This is a genomic window from Halorussus aquaticus (assembly GCF_024218795.1).
Lineage (GTDB): Archaea > Halobacteriota > Halobacteria > Halobacteriales > Haladaptataceae > Halorussus > Halorussus aquaticus.
The window spans coordinates 2435316-2454767 of record NZ_CP100400.1; the positions used below are offsets into that span (position 1 = coordinate 2435316).

The following is a 19452-nucleotide window of genomic DNA, read 5'->3' on the forward strand; positions in this document are numbered from 1 at the left end:
GGCCTAGGTGTGTGCATCTGCTAGAAGCTACTTAAAGGTTGTTAAAATTAATGCAGTACCGAGTAAACTGCGAGCTGATAACAGTTAGCACTCTGCCCTCCGTCGATTCTCGAAAAGAAAAGGGGCCGTTCGGTCAGCAGACGTCGTCCGAACAGGCGCAGTCCGTGGAGTACACGTAGCAATTTCTGCAGTTTTGGTCGCAGTTGTACGTGTTCTGCTTCTTGTAGTTCTCCGCACAACACTCTTCGACGCAGCCAGTGTAACTACACCCCTGTGGGGTCACCTCCGAGTCGGTGACGATGAACCGCCGGTCGCCGTCCTTCGGCTCGACGAGGGCGTAGGCTTCGTCGCGCTCCGGTTGAACGTACAGGCCGATTTCGTGGGTATCGCTACTCGTGGAGGCCATACCGAGCGCAGTCACCGTCTCTTTCTCGACGGTTCCGGTGACGCCAGCGAGACGGTCCTCTGCGGTCGGTTCCAACCCGGTCACGTCCGGGTCGATGTCGAAGTTCACGTCACCGAAGTCGAACTCTTCGCTGACGAACCCCGCGTCCACCAACTGTTGTCGGAGTCCTGCACCGTGTTGTTCGAACGCGACCCGTAGTCTGCGCTCGTTGCGGTAGTTACGAGCGAGACGGTCGGATTCGGCGACCACGGTTCCGGTCGTCGTGGTCAGTCCGGTGCCGACGACGGCAGCCGCACCGATAGTCTTGAGGACGCTTCGCCGGTCGAGCCGCTTGTTATCACCGTGCATGCATACGTCGTTATGACCCCCATAATTTTAAATCTATTCTAGTATACTAGAAATAAAGTTCAGAAGGCCCTACAGAGACTCTGTATCGCGAAGTGGTCGGTTTACCGTAGTCGGCATCGGTACGCGGGATTCAACTGCCACGGTCTCCGTCAGTACGGTAACGACGTCGTCCACAGTCGTCGAACGAAGACACTCTCCGCCTTTCGAGGGGTCTCCGCACTGCCGACGTGCTCCCGAGTGCGTTCCGGAGGGTTTTACGCCCGGAGGGGACCAACTTCGACGCGTATGACTGACGACGAGGACTACCGGATAGAGGAGGACAGTCTCGGAGAGATGCAGGTCCCGGCGGACGCCTACTGGGGCGCACAGACCCAGCGCGCGCTCCAGAACTTCCCCATCTCGGGCATCACGTTCGGTCGCCGGTTCGTCCGGGCGCTCGGCGTCGTGAAGAAAGCCGCCGCGGAGGCCAACCGCGACCTCGAACTGATTCCCGAGGACAAGGCCGACGCCATCGTGGCGGCAGCCGACGAGGTCATCGACGGCCGCCACGACGACCAGTTCCCCGTGGACGTGTTCCAGACCGGGTCGGGCACCTCCACGAACATGAACGCCAACGAGGTCATCGCCAACCGCGCGACCGAAATCTACGGCGGGGAAGTCGGGACCCGCGAGATTCACCCCAACGACCACGTCAACTTCGGTCAGTCCAGCAACGACGTGATTCCCACCGCGATGCACGTCGCGTCGCTGGAAGCCGTCGAGAAGGACCTGCTCCCGGCGCTCGACGCGCTCCGCGAGGCGCTCGAAGCCAAGGAGGAGGAGTTCGACGGCGTCGTCAAGACCGGCCGCACCCACCTGCAGGACGCCACGCCGGTCCGCCTCGGACAGGAGTTCGGCGGCTACCGTACGCAGGTCGAGAAGGGCCTCTCCCGAATCGACTACGTGCGCGACCACCTCTCGGAACTCGCGCTCGGCGGCACCGCGGTCGGCACGGGCCTCAACACCCATCCCGACTTCCCGGAGAAGGCCGCCGAGTACATCTCCGAGGAGACCGGCGTCGACTTCCGCGAGGCCGACAACCACTTCGAGGCGCAGGCCGCCCACGACGCGATGTCCGAGGCCCACGGCGCGCTCCGGACCATCGCGGGGTCGCTCAACAAGATAGCCAACGACCTCCGCCTGCTGGCCTCCGGCCCGCGGAACGGTCTCGGCGAACTCGAGCAACCCGAGAACCAGCCCGGTAGTTCCATCATGCCCGGCAAAATCAACCCCGTCGTGGCCGAGGCGGTCAATCAGGTTCACAAGCAGGTCGTGGGCAACGACGCCGCCGTGAGCGCCGGGGCCGCCGAAGGTCAGATAGACCTCAATCTCTACAAGCCCGTCCTCGCCCACAACTTCCTCCAGTCCGCGGAGATGCTCGCCAACGCCTCGGAGGTGTTCGGCGAGAAGTTCGTCCGGAAACTGGAGGCCAACGAGGAACACTGCGAGGAGCAGGTCGAACAGAGCATGGCGCTGGCCACCTCGCTCAACCCCCACATCGGCTACGACAAGGCCAGCGACGCCGCCAAGACCGCCCTGAAGGAGGGCAAGACGGTCAAGCAGGTCGTCGTCGAGAAGGGCTACCTCAGCGAAGAGGAGGCCGAGGAGGTCATCGACCCCGAGGCCATGACCCACCGCGGTATCCTCGGTAGCGACGACTGAGGACGCCACGTCACTTCGATTGCCTCGTTTTTCTGCCCGAAGTCGAGTTCGAAGACGCCGGAGTGAGGAGTTCGACGGCGACACCGTCGACTCCGACTCGGCGGACGACGACCGAGAGCCACGCCTCCGGAACGCCCGCCACTCGTTTCAGTCAGGCGACCGTGTTTCCGCGTATGACCGACCGGGATACCGCTTCCTTCAGAATGACGCGGAACGAGGCACGTGTGGTCATCGCCGCGCTGTCCGACGAGGAGATGACCGCATCCGGTGACCGGGGCATGCGAATCCAGAACGTGCAGGACCACCTCGCCGCCGAGTTCGACTTCGACGAACACCGCGGCGTCGAGAAGGGCGAGATGGCGGCGGGAGACGACACGGGATGGCTCGACAACGACGCCATCTTCGGCGGCAACGACCCCGACGACACCGAGCGGGTAGAACTGTCGCGCGCGGAGGCCACCGCGGTGACCGACGCGCTCGCGGCCTTCGAGTTGGACGAGGGACACGAGAACGCCGGGACCGCCGAGAACGTGCGCGAGCGAATCGAGGACGCGTTCGAGGGGAGATAGCTCAGACCGGGAGCGCGGCCGTAATCGCACCGGCGACCGTCCCGACCGCGGTCTCCCAGACCGAGAACCCGGTGAGGACGGCCAGCACGGTGTCGAGACCGAAGAAGAGGAACAGCAACGCGCCGCCGTAGTGGGCCTTCCGCACGTCGAACTTGCCGGAGAACTTGTGGAAGAAGAACGCGTTGGCGATGCTGACCGGGATGATGGCCAACATCTCGCCCGCCCAAATCGCGGGTTCGGCCCCGAACCGGACCGCCAGTCCGATGGTGACGAGTTGGGTCTTGTCGCCGAACTCCCCGGCCGCCATCATGGCGAAGATGGGGAGGTAGCCGCCGACGACGTTGGGGACGTCGCGGCCCAACACCGACACGTCGAGTTCGTTCGCGGCCGCGACGCCGCCGTCGGTCTCCGCGACGGACTCGCCCGGTTCCGGGGCGGACCGAACGAGGAGGACGGCGAACGTGAGGAACAGGACGGCGGTGAACACGTCGAGGTAGACGGTCGGAAGTGCGCCCTTCAGCGCGCCCCCCAACCAGATTTCGAGCGCGGTCCATCCGGCGAACGCGCTCCCGGCCGCGGCGACGACGCCCCACGGGTTGTAGCGCGTGGAGAGTCCCGCGATGATGAACTGGACCTTCTCGCCGGGGAGGACGGCCAACTGCGCGGTGAACGCCACTACGAGGATTTCGAGCCATCCGGTCATCGAGTGCGCACCTCCGCTGGAGGGACGGGCGGTCGGCGGTGAGAGGGAACCGCAGTTCCAGAGACCATGGTCGGAAGGAATTAGACGAGTCTAAAGTAAAAGTCCTTCCCTTCTAAATAGTATCTTGGCCACGAAACGGTGCGGAAGCCGGGCGAACGAAACCGCACGTGGACGAACTACCAGTTCCGACTGCTTTCGAGGTAGAGGTGGCCGAACGCGAGACCGAACAGCGGAATTGCGCCCGCGGCGAGTCCGGCGGAGACGACCCCGCTCGCCAGCGTCCCTCGGCCCAACACGCCCGACAGCACGTTCGACGCGCCCACGAGCGCGAGGTAGCTGAACGCGACCGCGAACAGTTTCCCCACGTTCCCGCGACTCGCGCGCCAACTCGCCCTGAGGCTGGCGAGCGGTCCCTTTCGGTCGATGACGCAGGCCGGGTACGCCAGTACGAGCCGGTGAAAGAGGTAGACGCCGGGCAGGACCAGCAGCAGGAGACCGACCGCCGTGAGCAGCCACATCAGGACCGCCGTGACGATTAACGCCGGGAGGCGGGTCGCAGTGTCGGTGATACTATCGGTCAGCGACGCCGGGCGCTCCTCGACGGCGGCGTCGGCGCTGGCGTAGGCGACGCCCCAGACGAGCGCGACCGCGAGACAGAGCGCGAAGTACACCGGCCACGCCCAGTCGGCGATCTGAGGGGGTTCGCCGACCGCAGTTCGGGAGACGCCGTCCGGCGTGACGACCGTGATGACCGAGACGACGAACACGAGACCGACGAGTTCGGGCCTGTCGGTCAGCACGTCCCACGACCACCGGAGCGTATCGACCGCGTCGAGTTTCCGGACGTGGACCCGGCGTGACGAGGCGCTCCGCTCGGTGGAAGCGCCGCGGTCCGGCGAGACACTCCGGTCGGTCGAGAGGCTATCCTCGCGCTCGCTTCCCATACGTTGCGCTTCACGAACGGCCGATATAAATCTCCGGGAGGTCAGTCGGTCGGCTCCCCGCTCCCGATTCCCTCTCGGGCGACGCGGGCGCTGGCCCGCTCGACGAACTCGTCGGGCAGTCGGTCTATCTCACCGGCTTGCACCCGCCAGAGGTTGGCGTAGAGTCCGTCCGCCGCGAGCAGTTCCTCGTGAGTGCCCTGCTGGACGATGCGCCCGTCCTCGACGACGAGAATCGCGTCGGCGTCGCGCACGGTCGAGAGGCGGTGGGCGATGACGAACGTCGTGCGGTCGGCCGCGAGTTCGTCGATGGACCGCTGGATGAGCATCTCGGTCTCGGTGTCCACCGCGGAGGTCGCCTCGTCGAAGACCAGAATCTCGGGGTCTTGGAGGATTGTCCGCGCGATGGCGACGCGCTGGCGCTGGCCGCCCGAGAGTTTCACCCCGCGCTCGCCGATGTCGGTGTCGTAGCCGTCCGAGAGATTGGTGACGAACTCGTGGGCCTCGGCGCGCTCGGCCGCCGCCACGACCTCCTCGCGAGTCGCGTCGAAGCGGCCGTACGTGATGTTCTCCGCCACCGTCCCGTCGAAGAGGAAGTTGTCCTGTCCGACGTAGCCTATCGACCGACGGAGACTGGCGAGGGTAACCCCGCGCACGTCTCGGCCGTCGATTTCGACCGCTCCCTCGTCCGCGTCGTAGAGGCGCAAGAGGAGTTTGACGATGGTGGTCTTGCCCGCACCGGTCGGTCCCACGATACCGACGGTCTCGCCCGGTTGTGCCTCGAAGTCCACGTCTTCGAGGACCGGCGTGTCGTCGTAGCCGAACGAGACGCCGTCGAATACGACGCGGCCGTCCACGTCGCCGAGGTCGGTCGCGTCCGGCGCGTCCGCGACCCGGACCGGCAGGCTCATCAGCCCGAGAATGCGCTTGGTGGAGGCCTTGGCGTCCTCGTAGCGCTCCACGATGTTGCCCATCTGGGCGAGGGGGTTCACCATGCGCTGGGTCAGCAGGAGGAACGTGACCAACTGGCCGACCGAGAGGTCCCCGGAGAACGGTCCCGGCGGCCCTTCGAGAATCCAGACGCCGCCGACGACGAAGGTGGCGATGAACGCGAGCGACGTGAGCGCCTGCAGGCCGGGCCGGTAGACGAAACTGAGACGGAGCGCGAGCCAGTCGAGTCGGAAGTACCTGTAGGAGTGGTCCTCGACGCGGCCGTCCTCGTACTCCTCGGTGTTGCTCGCCTTGATGACCTGAATCCCGTTGAGGTTGTTCTCCAGTCGGCTGTTGAGGTCGCCGATGGACGAGCGAACGTCGGTGTAGCGCTCCTCGGCGAGCCGCGTGTACCAGTAGGTGAACAGTATCGAGAGCGGGATGACGACCAGCGTCACCGCCGCGAGTTGGGCGTTGAGCCAGAGGAGGACGACGGCGGTGCCGAGCATCAGGACCCCCAACTGGATGGCCTCGCCCATCATCGAGTCGAGGAACTGCTCCAGTCGGTTGGTGTCGTTCGAGAGGATGGAGATGAGTTCGCCGGTCTGAGTCTCGTCGAAGAACTCCATGTCGAGTCGCTGCATCCGCTGGTAGGTGGCCGTCCGAACCTCGTGTTTCACGCGGTGGGAGAAGAGGTTCAGCGAGGTCTGGCGGACGAAGTTGAGGAACGCCTGCCCGACCATCGCCACCGCCATCAGGCCGATGGCGAACCAGAACTGGTCCACGGTGGCGTCGGGGAGCCACGCCGAGGGGACGCCCGGGAGCGCGAACGGTGCGTCGTTCCGGAAGATGGCGTCGAGAGCCACCCCGAGGACGACCGGTGGAACCAGCGAGAGGCCTCGCGCGCCGATGCTCGACAGGATGCCGAGCAGGAACCAGTGCCGAGCGCCCTCGCCGAACCGAACGAACAGCTGTATCAGCGGATGCTCTACGTCTTCGCGGTGTTTCTCGACGTACTCCGCGTCGAGGGGTTCGTCTGTACTCATCGGAGTCGGTAATCCCTGAGTGATATTGCCAGCCAATTGAAAAGGCTTGGCGAATCAGCAGCAGTGTCCGGGAGTGTTCTGCGACAACGCGAGTTGCTTTCTTCCGACTGGCCGCCGTCCTGACAGGTGATGCTGTCCGGTGGACTGTTCGGCCTCCTCAAATTCGCCCTGCTCCTGATAGCCGCTGTCCTCGTCGTCGTCGCAGTCACGCTCGTCGGTGGTGGCGTCGTCGCGGCCGTCTCGCTGCCGGCGCTGGTCGCGCTTCCCACGGTTCGGCGACACCTCGTCACCCTCGCCGAGAACCTGACCGACGAGCGCCCCGAATCGGTCGCCGACTGGCGCTTCGTCGGCGCGTACTTCCTCTTCGTCTACACCTACGGGATGACGTTGCTCCTCGGGTCCCCGATGGTCGCCGAGTCGGTTTCGACGGTCGAACGGGGCGTCCCCGGCGGACGCGTCCAACTGCTCTCGATACTCGCCGTCTTCGCGCTCGTCGCATTACTGTTCGGCGTCCGCCGAGCGGCGACGGCGGGCCACCTCCGGGCCGTCGCCGAGTGGGCGGTCTTCCTGTTGCTCGTCGCCGGACTCGAACTCGTGGCCGCCTTCGTCGTTCCCGCGCTACTCTTCGCCGTCGTCGAGTCGCTTCTCTGGTGAAGTCGGGTCGTGACCTGAACCGGGGACGAGACTGCTCGGAGCGTACCCGCCGCCGGTGCGAGCGCAGACGGGGAACTTATCGGACGCGAGGGAGTTTCTCTACGCATGGAAGTGTTGAATCCGCGCGTCCGCCTCGCTTGGGGCGTCGGCGCAGTCGTGACCGCAGTCGTCGTGGGCGTCGTCGCGACACTGATAGACAGATTCGCGCTCGGCGTCGGCGTCTGGGTCGGACTGGCCGTCGCGGCCGTGGCGCTCGCGCTCGGTGCCGTCTTCGCGGTCCTCCGGTATCGCGTCTGGCGCTTCGAGGTGCGCGAGGACGACCTCTACCTCGAACGGGGCGTCCTGACGCGAGTGAACACGGTCGTTCCCTTCGTCCGCGTCCAGCACGTCGATACGCAGCGCGGTCCGGTCGAGCGCACGCTCGGACTGGCGAGCGTCGTGGTCTACACCGCCGGGTCCCGCGGCGCGGACGTGACGATTCCGGGGCTGACGCCAGAGCGCGCCGACGACCTGCAGGAGCAACTCCGTCGCCTCGCCATCGAGAGCGAGCGCGAGTCCGACGCGGTATGAAACTCCACCCGATATCTATTCCGTACCGGGCGCTCTCGCGGGGCACGAGCGTCGGCATCATGCTGTTCTTCGTCGGCCAGTCGCTGACGGGGACCGACGTGCTCCCGTTCCCGCTCGCGGGACCGGCGCTGGTCGGTCTCGCGGCCCTCGGCGTCGTCGCCGCCGCGCTCTGGCAGGTCGCCTACTACCGCCGGTTCGAGTACGAACTCACCGACGACGGTCTCGAAATCGCGTCGGGAGTCGTCTCGCGGCGCAACCGCGAGATTCCGCTCGGCCGCATCCAGAACGTGGACATCTCGCGCAACGTGGTCCAGCGCGCGCTCGGCGTCTCGGTCCTCGACCTCGAAACGGCGGGCGGCGGCGGGACCGAGGCCAGCCTCCGGTACGTCGGCTACGACGAGGCCAAGCGCCTCCAGCGCGAGATTCAGCGCCTCAAACGGGGCGAGGAAGCCGAAGACGGAACCGACACCGCGACCGCCGAGGCGCGCGACGAGACCGAGGAACTCTTCGAACTCCGGACAGAGGAACTCGCCCTGCTGAGCGCGCTCTCGTTCGACTTCCGGTACGTCTCGCTGCTCGCGTTCGGTCCGGCCGCGCTCCCGTTCGTGCCCGGCGTGGCGGAACTGGCCGTGTTCGGGGGTTTCGTGCTGGCGGCGTTCCTCACCGTCGCGCTCTGGGCGGTCAGCGCCGCGGTCACGTTCGCTCGCTACTACGGCTTCCGACTGACGCGCGTCGGCGACGAACTCCGGTACGAGCGCGGCCTGCTCCAGCGATACGACGGGTCGATTCCGCTGTCGAAGGTCCAGACGCTCACGCTCGACGCCAACGTCCTGATGCGGCGGTTCGGCTACGCCACGCTCGCGGTCGAGACGGCGGGCTACGGGCCGGGACAGTCGCCCTCGCAGGGGTCGGAGGCCGCGATTCCGCTGGCGACCCGCGAGCGAGTGCTTCGACTCGCCCGCGAGGTGGAGACGTTCGACCTGCCCGAGTTCGAGCGCCCGCCCCGGCGAGCGCGGACCCGGTACGCGATTCGGTTCGCGCTGGGCGTCGCCGCGCTGGTCGGCGCGCTGGCGGTCCTCTGGCGAGTTACCGGGCAACCGGTCGCGTGGTACGTCCCGTTCACTCCCCTCGCGCTCGTCCTCCTCGCCCCCGTGACGGCCCACCTCAAGTGGCGCAACCGCGGCTACGCGACGGGCGAAGACCACGTCTTCACGCGAAACGGGTTCTGGACGCGGACGACGAAGGTGGTGCCGTACTACCGGGTCCAGACCGTCATCCAGACCCAGACGCTCTTCCAGCGACGGGAACGGTGGCAGTTGGCCGACGTCGTAATCGACACCGCGAGTTCGGCGGGCGGCGCGGCAGCGGCGGTGGACCTCGCCGCCGCGGACGCGGTGGAGTTACGGGAGTTCGTCGGAGAGAAGTTACAGGAGCGTCTATCAGAGAGGCGAGTCGAGGCGGACCGGCGTTCGGATTCGGACCCGGACGCCTCGCGCCGAGACTGAACGGTTTTTTACCCTTCGCGGTCCCAGTGGCGAGTAATGACCGAACACGACTACGAGGAACTCGGCCTCGTCGCGGGACTGGAGATTCACCAGCAACTCGACACCGAGACCAAACTGTTCTGCAACTGTCCGACCGAACTCCGGGAACCCGAGGCGGCCGACCACCGATTCACGCGCTTCCTGCACCCGACCAAGAGCGAACTGGGCGAGATCGACGAGGCGGCGCTCGAAGAGAGTCGCGTAGACCGCGAGTTCGAGTACCTCTCGTACGACACCACCTGTCTGGTCGAGGAGGACGACGAACCGCCACACCGATTGGACGACGAAGCGCAGGAGGTCGTCCTCGAAATCGCGCAACTGCTCGACATGGACGTGGTGGACCAAGCCCACGTCATGCGCAAAATCGTCGTGGACGGGTCGAACACGTCGGGGTTCCAGCGCTCGACGCTGATGGCCTCCGACGGCGAGATTTCGACCAGCGACGGCGCGGTCGGCGTCGAGGACCTGATGCTCGAAGAGGAGAGCGCCCAGCGCGTCGAGGAGCGCGAGGACGGCGTCCTCTACAGCCTCGACCGACTCGGCATCCCGCTGGTCGAAATCGGCACCAAGCCCGACATCCGGTCGCCCGCGCAGGCCCGCGAGGCCGCCGAGACCATCGGGATGCTCCTGCGCTCGACCGGCAAGGTCAAGCGCGGTCTGGGCACCATCCGGCAGGACGTGAACATCTCCATCGAGGAGGGCGCTCGCGTCGAGGTCAAGGGCGTCCAGAGCCTCGACGACATCGACGACCTCGTCGAGAACGAGGTCCACCGGCAGGTCCGCCTGCTGGAGATTCGCGACGAACTCCGCGAGCGCGACGCCGAAATCGGCGACGTGCAGGACGTGACCGACACCTTCGCCGACACCGACTCGGGCGTCATCCGCGGCGCGCTGGACTCTGGCGGGAAGGTCACGGCGGTCCCGCTCTACGGCTTCGACGGTCTCGTGGGCGCGGAGATTCAGACCGACCGCCGCCTCGGCACGGAACTCTCCGACCACGCCAAGCGCCACGGCGCGGGCGGCATCTTCCACACCGACGAACTCCCCGCTTACGGCGTGGCCGACGAGGAAGTCGCCGCCCTCCGCGAGGCGGTCGGTGCGGGCGAACAGGACGCGGTGGCCATCGTCGCCGCCGACCCCGAGACCGCCGACCTCGCCATCGAGGCCGCCGCCGAACGGGCCGAGACCGCCCTCGACGGCGTCCCCGAGGAGACCCGCGGCGCGAACGAGGACGGCACCACGCGCTACCTCCGCCCGCTCCCCGGCGCGGCCCGGATGTACCCCGAGACCGACGTGCCGCCGGTCGAACCCGACCCGAGCGAGGTCGAGACGCCCGAACTCCTGACCGAGAAGGTCGAGCGCTATCAGGACGAGTACGGTCTCGACGCCGGACTCGCCGAGCAGGTCGCGTACGGTCAGCGCATGCCCCTCTTCGAACGCGCCGTCGAGGAGTTGGGCGCGGACGCCACGCTCGCCGCCCAGACCGTCGAGAGCACGGTGACGGAACTCCGGCGCGACGACGTGCCGGTCGAGAACCTGACCGACGACCACTTCCTCGGGACGCTGGAACTAGTCGCCGAGGGAGAGACGGCCAAGGGGAACGTCGGCGAGGTGCTGACCGCGCTCGCAGCGAATCCGGACCTGACTGCCGCGGAAGCCGTCGAGCAGGAGGGTCTCGGCAGCGCGGCCGAGGACGAGGTCCGCGAGTCCGTGGTCGAAGTCGTAGAGCGCAACGAGGGACAGGTCGAGGAGCAGGGCATGCAGGCGTTCTCCGGACTGATGGGCGAGGCGATGGGAGCGCTCGGCGGCAAGGCCGACGGCGACCTCGTGAGCGAGATTCTCCGCGAGGAGATTCAGAAGCGGGCCTGAGCCTCTATCGACGGCTTTTACTCCGGTCTTCCCGTGAGATAGTACTCGAATCGACACTTTCTGCCGACTACTCTCTCGTACCCGCGTCCCTGAGACGAACCGATGCGAGTTGAGGAGTCTCGCCGTCGGTCGGACTGTTCACCCAGGCCGACCGGTTCTACGGAGTTGACCCAGGATACCGAAGTTAACTCGTGGTACGGTTATCCGTTCTCAGCGTTCGTAAGGTACGACTGCAACGGTTCCCACCACCACCGCCACCGCACGACGAACAGGACTCCACCGAAGACCGACCCGTAGATAACGTAGGCCACTCGGTCCGTCGCCAACCCGTAGATCGGCAGGAAGAACCCTACGAAACCCAGCAGTAGGAGACGAACGGGAACGAACTCACCACGGGACATACTCCATATTTCATCGTGGTCGGTCAAGAACATTATGACCGGGCAAACACGGGGAAGAGGTCAGGCAGAGACGCGGCCGAGTTCTGGACAGGGACGACTTCGTACGCGAGTGATGTCCGGGAACTACAGCGGCGCGTACCGCCGGACGCCCGAGAGGAACTCGCGGGAGACGACCGACCATCGGGGGTCGCTGACGCGGCGCGAGAGCTTGTAGGCCACCCAGACCAGCAGGACCGCGAAGACGGCGTCGGTCACCCAGTGGACGCCGAGGTAGAGCGTCGAGAACACGATGGCGACCGCGAGCACCGTCGCGGTGTAGGCGTACCGGGTGTCGGCCTTCTGGGCGTAGAGGGCGGCCAGCACCGACAGGCCGGTGTGGAGGCTCGGGAACGCCTTCACGAGCGTGTCCGTCGAGAAGATGCCGTACTGGATGGCGGGGTTGAGTTCGTACATCAGCGGTTCGACCGTCGAGAGGTACAGCGACGACACCTTCACCGGGAACAGCAGGAAGAACGGCACCGCCGTCACGACGACGATGATGTACGCCAGCGCGTAGCGGTGGGCCTCCTCCTCGTCGTGCGCCTTCAGTTTGAAGTACGTGAACAGCACGATGAACGGGAATCCGACGAGGTACACCCCGGTCGCCAGCACCGTGAGCGGGACGACCGCGAAGGCTTGGAACGCCGCGACGGTCGCGCCCTCGACGGCGTAGATGGCTCCGGTGAACGTCCGGGCGACGTGGAAGTGCATCGCCAGCGTGTTCACGATTTCCGTGACGACCCACGCCACGCCGAGGTACTTCCAGTCGGTCTTTAGGAAGTCCACGAGGAGTGTGCGAAAGCGCTCCTCCGGGAGGAAGAGTCGCTTGCCCACGAGCATGGCGGCGATGCTCGGGACCGCGACGAGGAGGGTGAACTGCGTACCGAGCGGCAGGGAGGCAAACATAGTCGTGGATAGGTTACGAACCGATAGGATAAAAGATTTGACTTTCTACGCGCGAACGCGACGTAGACCGTGTCGTGTGATGGTTTAGCACTACTCGAACCCCCACTGTTCTCACTGCAAAGAGTATCGTGAGCGAGAGGGAAAACCGTTCGGGCGAAACGCTTACTCGTGGTCCGGAGTCGTCCGATTCGCGTCTGATTTCTCACCGTCGTCGGCGTGGTAGATGGCTCGCCGGAGGACGCCCCGAAGCGTCCGGACCTCTCGACCCGTCGGATGGGCGCGGCCGAGGAGTCGCCGGACGAGTCGGAGCGTCTTCGCACGCTTCTCCTCGGGGTGGTCGATTGCGGCGAGGAACTCGCCGAAGTGGTCGTAGAACCCCTCGATTTCGGACTCGTCGGCGCGCTCGCGCTCCACGTCCGGGAGTTGCGTCTCCTCGACGGTGAGGTCCCGGAGTTCGTAGAGCGTGACGGTCGCGGCCTGCCCCAGATTCAGCGACGAGTAGTCGGAACTGGCGGGTATCGAACACACTTCGTCCACGAAGGCCATCTCGTCGTTGGTCAGGCCGTTGTCCTCGCGGCCGAAGACGAGGCAGGTGTCTGCCTCCACGTCCCGGAGACTGTCGGCCAACTCGTCCACCGTCTTGAACGGGAACCGGCGGTGCTTGCGGGCGTCCTCGTTGGTCGTCGCGGTCAGAGCCACAGTGTGGTAGTTCTCCACGAGGTGGTCGAACGTCACGTCGTCGTAGTTCGGGAGGACGTCCTCGCGGGCCTGCCCGGCGAAGCCGTAGGCCTCGCTGTCGCGGCCGAACTCCGGCGGGTTCACGAGTTTGAGGTCGTGCATGCCGAAGTTCTTCATGGCCCGCGCGATGGTCCCGATGTTGCCGGGCGTCTTCGGTTCCACGACGGCGACTGCGGGCGGCTTCATGAGGGGTAGTCCCGACCCAAGTCGAGGTCGTCGATGTCCTCGTCGCCGCCTTCGGCGCTTTCGTCGGCGGTTTCGCTTCCGTCCCCGTTCTCGTCCTCGTCCATGTTGCGGAGGTCGATGCGTTTCTGCTCGTCTTCAGGGACGTCGACGTTCAGTTCCTCCTGGTCGGGTTCGGGCGGTTCCGGAACGTCCTCGGGGTCGGTCTCGACGTGTTCGACGCCGCCGTACCCATCCGGCGCGCGGCCCCCGTCGAGGAACCACTCGTGGAACTCGTCCTGTAGCTCCTGTTCGCCCTTGAACTGACTGCCGCCCGCTTCGCTGAACCAGTAGAGGAAGTCGGGTTCGTGGTCCGCACAGAGGACCACCTCACCGAGCGCCTCGCCGTAGACGACCTCCGCGACGTTGCACTCGTGAACGTTCTCGTCGCCGTGGATGAGCCAACAGGCGTCGCACGGCGCGTTGACCAGCGCCTGCAACCGAATCAGTCGCTTGCGCGGCCCCTTCGGAATCTCGTCCATCGGCCGGAACTCGCCGTCCTCGGTGAACACCTCGTCCTCGTCGAACCGCCAGCCGCGAAGCCCGATGCTGACTTTGCCCATTTGCTCGGTAGGTTCGGGTTCGGAGGTGAAAAAGAGCGCGTTCTACGCGCGTCTCGTCAGTCTCGGAGTGCGGTCGTCGCGTGTCCGAGCAGCAGCTATCTACTTCTTGAGCCGAGGAGGTACCGCACAGCGCCGCGACCGCACCGCGACACCCTCGCACCTCCCCAACCGCTTGCGCTTCTCAGTCGCTCCGCTCCTTGCTACGGTCACCCTCGCGTGGTAGGCGCGACCACCTCGGGTCGCGACAGCACACGCCGACGTAGAGGACGGTCTGTCAGCCTCTAAGCAACTCGCCAATACGATGGAAACCAAATATTTCGTAGAGAACGGAAGCCCTCAGTCGGCGAACTGGTCGATGGTCGTCGCCTGCGACCCGTCGTCCATCTCGCGTTCGAGGTCGTCGGGGTGCGGTGCGGGGAACGTCAGGGCCGGGTCGAACCACGAGACCTGTCGGGTGATGTCCTCGATTTCGTGGAAGACGGGTTCGTCGTCGCCCGTCCCTGTGACGGTACACCACGCCTCCGTCCGGGTGATGGCCACGAACGCCTCGTTGCGGCGCTGGACGAGGTCCGCGCGCCGCGAGTCGTCCTCGACGTGTTCGACGCCGAGGACGTACACCATCGCGGCCTGATTCCCCTTCGTGCGGTTGACCCGCGAGACGGTCACTTCGCCCTCCTCGGCGAACACGTCCTTGCTCCCCTCCCAGACGAGGTTCGGGGTCACGCCGCGGGCGTCGAGTTCCTCGGCCAGACGCTCGCCGGTCTGCTTGGAGGTCCAGTACTCGCCGAGCGGGACCGCCATGATTCGCTCGGGAGCGAGAGCGTGGTCGGTCACGTCCTCGGCGATGCGGTCGGCGACCCACTCGATCTCGTCGTCGCGGTCGGCGAACGACTGGAACGTGGCGAACGGACTGGCCGCCGTCTCGTCCGCGAGGGGATGGGGCGAGTGTTCCGACGGCCGGACCAGTTCGACCGACTCGCCGTACTTCCGGAAGTCGCCGGACTCGACCTCGTAGCCGACGTTCTCCCAGCCCTCCTGGGTCGTGATGGCTTGCACAGCGCCGCCGTCACGGAGGAGACCCATTCCGAGCGCGTGGGCCAGCATCAGGACCGACCGCGGGGTCCGGTAGGCCTTCCGCATGATCTGGCTCTTCTGGACGCCGCCCTCGTAGGACCCCCGCAGGTCAACGAGCGGGTCGCCAGCCTCGTCGGTGCCGAAGACGTTCGTCGGACTCGGCGCGGAGAGCGTCTGGAGATTTTGGGCCTCGTCGTACGCCCAGACGAGTCGCTTGGGCGGGCGGAGCGCGGCCCGACAGAGTTTGTAGAAGCCGGGGTCGAAGTCCTGGGCCTCGTCGATGAGGATGGCGTCGTAGGACTCCTGCACGACGCCCTCCTCCAACACTTCGAGACAGCACGAGTGGAGCAGGTTGCCGTCCTCCTCGCCGAACTCGTCCTGCGCGTCGCCGTAGGTCCGGGGCGTGACGCCCGCCTCCTGCGCGATGCGGTAGTAGAGACCGTGGCGCTTCCGGCCGCCCCACCCGTGGAGGACGTGGAACTTCTCCCAGTTCGGGTCGGCGTCGCCGGACGTGAAGAAGGCGTAGTAGCGCTCTACCTTCTCGGTGATGGTCTCGTAGAGGCTCCGGGTCTGGAACGTGAGCGCGATGTCCCACTCGGGGTGGGCGGCGTGCATCCGGGCGGCCTTCTTCGCCATCAGCACCGTCTTGCCCGACCCCGCGATGCCCCGAATCTGCTGGGGACCGTCGGGAATCTGGAGACCGACCGCCTCCTGCTTCTCGTCGAGTCGGTTCAGTCCCTTCTCGACGCGCTCGTACAGGCCGCCCTTGGTCGCCTCGTCCTTGAGGTTCGGGCGTCGCTCACCGCTTATCGGCTGGCCGCCGCTCAGGACGGCGCGGGCCGCCTCGTACTCGTCGTCGGTGAGTCCGTCGCCCGGGAGCGACCGGATTCGCTCGCGGAGCGCGGTCGGCGTGAGGTCGTCGGCGGTCAGGACCGGCGGCGCGCTCGGCCCCTCGTGGAAGCCGCGGGCCTCCCACTCCTCCCGGGTGATGTTCGGGAGCGCGACGAGGGGGTTCATCGACACCTCGTGGTTGTGGCGCTCGTCCATCAGTTCCGGTTCCTTCGTGAAGTGCGAGAGCAGTTTGAACCCCTGGTCGCGGGCCTGCGAGTACGGCGCGGCGCTCGACTGGGCGGTCCCCCGGAGAATCCACTTGTCGCCCTCGATGGCCCGAACGTGGTCCATCTGGTAGCCCTTGCACTCGATTACCACCGCGCCCGCGTCCCGCAGAAAGAGGAGGAAGTCCATCTCCCGGTCGTACTCTCCGGCGGTCCGGTCCACGATGGGGTACCGGTGGTAGGCGACGCCGACGTCGGACGGACCGAACGCCGACTTGAGCCGATTCCAGACCTCGCGCTCGGCGTCGGTCCCGGAGTGGTCGGCCCGATAGCCCGACGAGACGAAGTTCATGTGACATTCGCTGTGGAAGCGGGAGTTAAACGTTAGGTTTCCGCCTGCTGGTAATTTCTGTGGAGAGCGAGGGTCGGAATGATTGTTTCCCCATCCTCGCCCGGCCGCGACCTTCGGCCGCCCGCTCGCGGCCCCTTCCTCGCATCTAGAGTTTGGAATTGTGTCCGAGCGCGTCCGAACGCTTAGGCGGCCATCGGTCGTAGCGGTTCACATGACGGACCGCGGACGCGCCGACCCGGTCTCGGTCGAGGGCGAGGTCGAACGCGACGCTGTCGAGTACCTGCCCGAGAACGACGCGGTTCGCTACGTCAGCGCATGGGTTCACTCGGACCACGAAGCGTTCGTCGCAGGGGAGAACACTGAGCGCGAACCCCGGTACGCGACGACACCGTTCGATGAATGGGCACCGACTGAGTGCGCCCACGTCGGTGCGAGACACGTCCTCGAAGTCGTCCGGACGAGACTGGAACGAGGGAGTGACGACGTGTCGTACACGGTCGGGACCGAAAACGGCTCGAAGGTAATCTACATGACGTACTCGACCACGTACGGACGGAACGGGAGCGTCTTCTCCGAACCGTCGGTGGACCACGATGGACTGGTCGAGGCCACGCCGCAGTCGGTGACTGCGACGATTTCGATTGACGGCCGAAACCACACCGAGACGGTCCCAGTGATTGTCAAGCACTCCGTCGAGCGGTTGGAGTGATACGCGAGTCGAGGGCCAGTACCTGTAATCGCCGCCGAAACGACCTCCTTTTTATCCCTCGCTCCCCGCCTACCCGACATGCAGAACGTCATCGCCGCGGGGCTGGGCATCGGCGACGACTACCCGCCGCGGATAATGGGCGTGCTGAACGTCAGCGAGGAGTCGCCCTACGACCCGAGCGTCTACGACGACCCGGGCGAGGCCGCCGAGTACGTCGATTCGGAACTCATCTCGGAGGGCGCGGACATCGTTGACGTGGGGCTGGAGTCGGCCAACAAGCGCTTCGAGGTCCTCTCGGCCGAACAGGAACTCGACCGACTCGACACCGCGGTCGAAGCCATCGAGAGCGTCTCCGGCGACGCCGTCTTCTCTATCGAGACCCGGTACGCCGAGGTCGCCGACGAGGCGCTCTCGCGGGGGTTCGACATGGTCAACGACATCTGCGGCTTCGCCGACCCGCGGATGCCGGACGTCTGCCGGGACCACGACGCCGCGGTCGTCAAGATGGCGAGTCCGCCGGACCTCGAACGTCCCGGTGCGATAGAGAAGCCCGACGACATCTACGAGGCGCTGAAGCGCGAGGGGCTGACCGACAAGACCATCGTGGACCCCGCGTTCGGCGGGTGGTCGGAGGCCAAGACGCTGGACGACGACCGCGAGACGTTCCGCCGCCTCAGGGAGTTCCGCGGTCTCGGCCAGCCGATTCTGGTCTCCATCAACCGCAAGAACTTCCTCCGGGACCTCGCGGGCCGGTCCACCGAGGAGGCGCTGCCGGTCTCGCTGGCCGCGACTTCGATGGCGGTCGAGCGCGGCGCGCACGTCGTCCGGACCCACGACGTGGCCGAGACCAGAGACGCCGCCCGAATCGGCGCGGCGTTCGCCCGCGACCGTCTTGCCGACGAGACCGACGGCGTCGGCGTGGAGGAACTGGACGTGTCCACCGCCCGCGAAGCGTCGCGCCACCTCGAACGAGTCGGGGCGGACGCCGAGTTCGCCGACGAGACGACGACCCGTCTCTTCGAACTCTCGGGGCTCTCCGACGCCGAGCGCGAGACCCTCGCGTCGGTCGCGGCCGACGCCGGAGTCGTCTTCGCCTCCGGTGCCGCGGGCAGTCTGCTCGCGGGGACGCCCGCCGCGCTCGCTCACCTCCGGTCGTACGCGGGCGAGACCGGCGAGGTCACCGACCGCCTCGCGGCGGTCCTCGATGCCGTCAGTGAGCCGGAACGTTAAGAGAAAACTTATGCCGGGGGAGAGAGAATTCGCGATTGGGAAGCCGGAAGGGCGCTCGCGGGTAGGGGTACTTGCAAGCGAACTTCCGGCTCAGACGGTTCTATGATGAACTACGAAACGTGGAGACCCGTCTACGAGTCGATACTGGACGACTTCGGATTCGACCGCGAGGCCGACGAGCGCGCCCGCGACGCGCTGGCCGACCTGACTCGCGAGTTCGACTGCTCGCGCCTCGACGTGTCGGGCCAGACGGTCGCCGTCGCGGGGGCCGGTCCCTCGCTGACCGACCCGGACGACCCCCGTCGCCCGGACGAACTCGACCGCGCCCGCGAGGCGGACGCCGTGTTCGCGGCCTCGACCGCCGCCGACGTCCTCCGGGAAGCGGGCGTCCGAGTGGACTGCATGGTCACGGACCTCGACAAGAACCCCGAGACCGCCCGCGAGTTGACCGAGGCTGGCACGCCCGTCGCGGCCCACGCCCACGGCGACAACGTCCGGGCGGTCCGCGAGTGGGTCCCTGCGTTCGACGCCGAGAGCGTCCTGCCGACCACGCAGGCCCGACCGGTCGCCCACGTCCGGAACGTCGGCGGGTTCACCGACGGCGACCGGGCGGCGTTCCTCGCGGACGCGCTCGGCGCGGGCCGACTCGTCTTCGTCGGGTGGGACTTCGAGGACCCGGACGTGGACGAGATGAAGGCGAAAAAGTTGGCGTGGGCCGAGCGCCTGCTCCGCTGGCTCGAACGCAGGCGCGGCGAGCGGTTCGACGTGCTGGACGGTCGCCGCGAGGGAATCGACGCGAGCGAGTTCCCGACGTGAGGTCGCGCAGGGGTCCGACGCGAGACGGTCTGCGGGCCTCCGACGCGAGAGGAACGGAGTTCCGAC

The 19452-nt window shown here is 66.5% G+C and carries 17 protein-coding genes; 9 read left to right on the top strand and 8 right to left on the bottom strand.

The features are described from left to right. Nucleotides 1–133 precede the first annotated feature (133 nt). The gene (locus NGM06_RS12620; RefSeq protein ID WP_254267299.1) at nucleotides 134–754 is read right to left on the bottom strand and encodes a hypothetical protein; all 621 of its coding nucleotides are present in this window, start codon (nucleotides 752–754) and stop codon (nucleotides 134–136) included. A gap of 285 nt (nucleotides 755–1039) precedes the next feature. On the opposite strand from NGM06_RS12620, the gene NGM06_RS12625 reads away from it, so the two are divergent. Both NGM06_RS12625 and NGM06_RS12630 read left to right on the top strand, forming a co-directional pair. Beyond that, nucleotides 1040–2455 (top strand): class II fumarate hydratase, encoded by a 1416-nt coding sequence (locus NGM06_RS12625; protein WP_254267300.1) that lies wholly within the window; start codon nucleotides 1040–1042, stop codon nucleotides 2453–2455. Between the two features lie 173 nt (nucleotides 2456–2628). Next, complete coding sequence (locus tag NGM06_RS12630) at nucleotides 2629–3024, top strand: hypothetical protein (protein ID WP_254267301.1); 396 nt, start codon at nucleotides 2629–2631, stop codon at nucleotides 3022–3024. 1 nt (nucleotide 3025) lies between these two features. On the opposite strand, the gene NGM06_RS12635 is transcribed toward NGM06_RS12630, so the two are convergent. The 3 genes from NGM06_RS12635 to NGM06_RS12645 all read right to left on the bottom strand — a co-directional run bounded on the left by NGM06_RS12635 (nucleotide 3026) and on the right by NGM06_RS12645 (nucleotide 6644). Next, on the bottom strand, nucleotides 3026–3727 hold the full coding sequence (locus NGM06_RS12635; protein WP_254267302.1) for a TMEM165/GDT1 family protein: 702 nt from the start codon (nucleotides 3725–3727) through the stop codon (nucleotides 3026–3028). Between the two features lie 176 nt (nucleotides 3728–3903). Beyond that, nucleotides 3904–4671 carry a hypothetical protein gene (locus tag NGM06_RS12640; RefSeq protein WP_254267303.1) on the bottom strand — a complete coding sequence of 256 codons (768 nt, stop codon included), beginning with the start codon at nucleotides 4669–4671 and terminating at the stop codon, nucleotides 3904–3906. 41 nt (nucleotides 4672–4712) lie between these two features. Then, a complete protein-coding gene (locus tag NGM06_RS12645; protein ID WP_254267304.1) occupies nucleotides 4713–6644 on the bottom strand; it encodes an ABC transporter ATP-binding protein in 1932 nt (643 codons plus the stop codon). A gap of 129 nt (nucleotides 6645–6773) precedes the next feature. Between NGM06_RS12645 and NGM06_RS12650 the strand changes: the two genes are divergently transcribed. The 4 genes from NGM06_RS12650 (at nucleotide 6774) to gatE (ending at nucleotide 11281) form a co-directional block, all read left to right on the top strand. After that, nucleotides 6774–7298 (top strand): hypothetical protein, encoded by a 525-nt coding sequence (locus NGM06_RS12650; protein WP_254267305.1) that lies wholly within the window; start codon nucleotides 6774–6776, stop codon nucleotides 7296–7298. A 105-nt stretch (nucleotides 7299–7403) separates the two neighbouring features. Continuing rightward, complete coding sequence (locus tag NGM06_RS12655; RefSeq protein WP_254267306.1) at nucleotides 7404–7868, top strand: PH domain-containing protein; 465 nt, start codon at nucleotides 7404–7406, stop codon at nucleotides 7866–7868. Then, nucleotides 7865–9373 (top strand): PH domain-containing protein, encoded by a 1509-nt coding sequence (locus tag NGM06_RS12660; protein WP_254267307.1) that lies wholly within the window; start codon nucleotides 7865–7867, stop codon nucleotides 9371–9373. Before NGM06_RS12655 ends, NGM06_RS12660 begins: the two co-directional genes overlap by 4 nt. 36 nt (nucleotides 9374–9409) lie before the next feature. Continuing rightward, a complete protein-coding gene (gene gatE, locus NGM06_RS12665) occupies nucleotides 9410–11281 on the top strand; it encodes a Glu-tRNA(Gln) amidotransferase subunit GatE (protein ID WP_254267308.1) in 1872 nt (623 codons plus the stop codon). 524 nt (nucleotides 11282–11805) lie between these two features. On the opposite strand, the gene NGM06_RS12670 is transcribed toward gatE, so the two are convergent. The 4 genes from NGM06_RS12670 to NGM06_RS12685 all read right to left on the bottom strand — a co-directional run bounded on the left by NGM06_RS12670 (nucleotide 11806) and on the right by NGM06_RS12685 (nucleotide 16631). Continuing rightward, nucleotides 11806–12627 carry a phosphatase PAP2 family protein gene (locus NGM06_RS12670; protein ID WP_254267309.1) on the bottom strand — a complete coding sequence of 274 codons (822 nt, stop codon included), beginning with the start codon at nucleotides 12625–12627 and terminating at the stop codon, nucleotides 11806–11808. A 162-nt stretch (nucleotides 12628–12789) separates the two neighbouring features. Continuing rightward, nucleotides 12790–13551, bottom strand: a complete 762-nt coding sequence (locus NGM06_RS12675; protein ID WP_254267310.1) for an RNA methyltransferase — start codon at nucleotides 13549–13551, stop codon at nucleotides 12790–12792. Beyond that, a complete protein-coding gene (locus NGM06_RS12680) occupies nucleotides 13548–14150 on the bottom strand; it encodes a DUF8114 family protein (RefSeq protein WP_254267311.1) in 603 nt (200 codons plus the stop codon). The genes NGM06_RS12675 and NGM06_RS12680 overlap by 4 nt, the downstream gene beginning before the upstream one ends. Before the next feature lie 336 nt (nucleotides 14151–14486). Beyond that, a complete protein-coding gene (locus NGM06_RS12685) occupies nucleotides 14487–16631 on the bottom strand; it encodes a DEAD/DEAH box helicase (protein ID WP_254267312.1) in 2145 nt (714 codons plus the stop codon). Between the two features lie 211 nt (nucleotides 16632–16842). Between NGM06_RS12685 and NGM06_RS12690 the strand changes: the two genes are divergently transcribed. The 3 genes from NGM06_RS12690 to NGM06_RS12700 all read left to right on the top strand — a co-directional run bounded on the left by NGM06_RS12690 (nucleotide 16843) and on the right by NGM06_RS12700 (nucleotide 19386). Next, entirely contained in the window at nucleotides 16843–17340 is a 498-nt protein-coding gene (locus NGM06_RS12690) for a hypothetical protein (RefSeq protein ID WP_254267313.1), read from the top strand. Between the two features lie 78 nt (nucleotides 17341–17418). Continuing rightward, nucleotides 17419–18570 (top strand): dihydropteroate synthase, encoded by a 1152-nt coding sequence (gene folP / locus NGM06_RS12695; RefSeq protein WP_254267314.1) that lies wholly within the window; start codon nucleotides 17419–17421, stop codon nucleotides 18568–18570. Nucleotides 18571–18675: 105 nt separating this feature from the next. After that, entirely contained in the window at nucleotides 18676–19386 is a 711-nt protein-coding gene (locus NGM06_RS12700; RefSeq protein ID WP_254270027.1) for a 6-hydroxymethylpterin diphosphokinase MptE-like protein, read from the top strand. The last annotated feature ends 66 nt before the right edge of the window (nucleotides 19387–19452 follow it).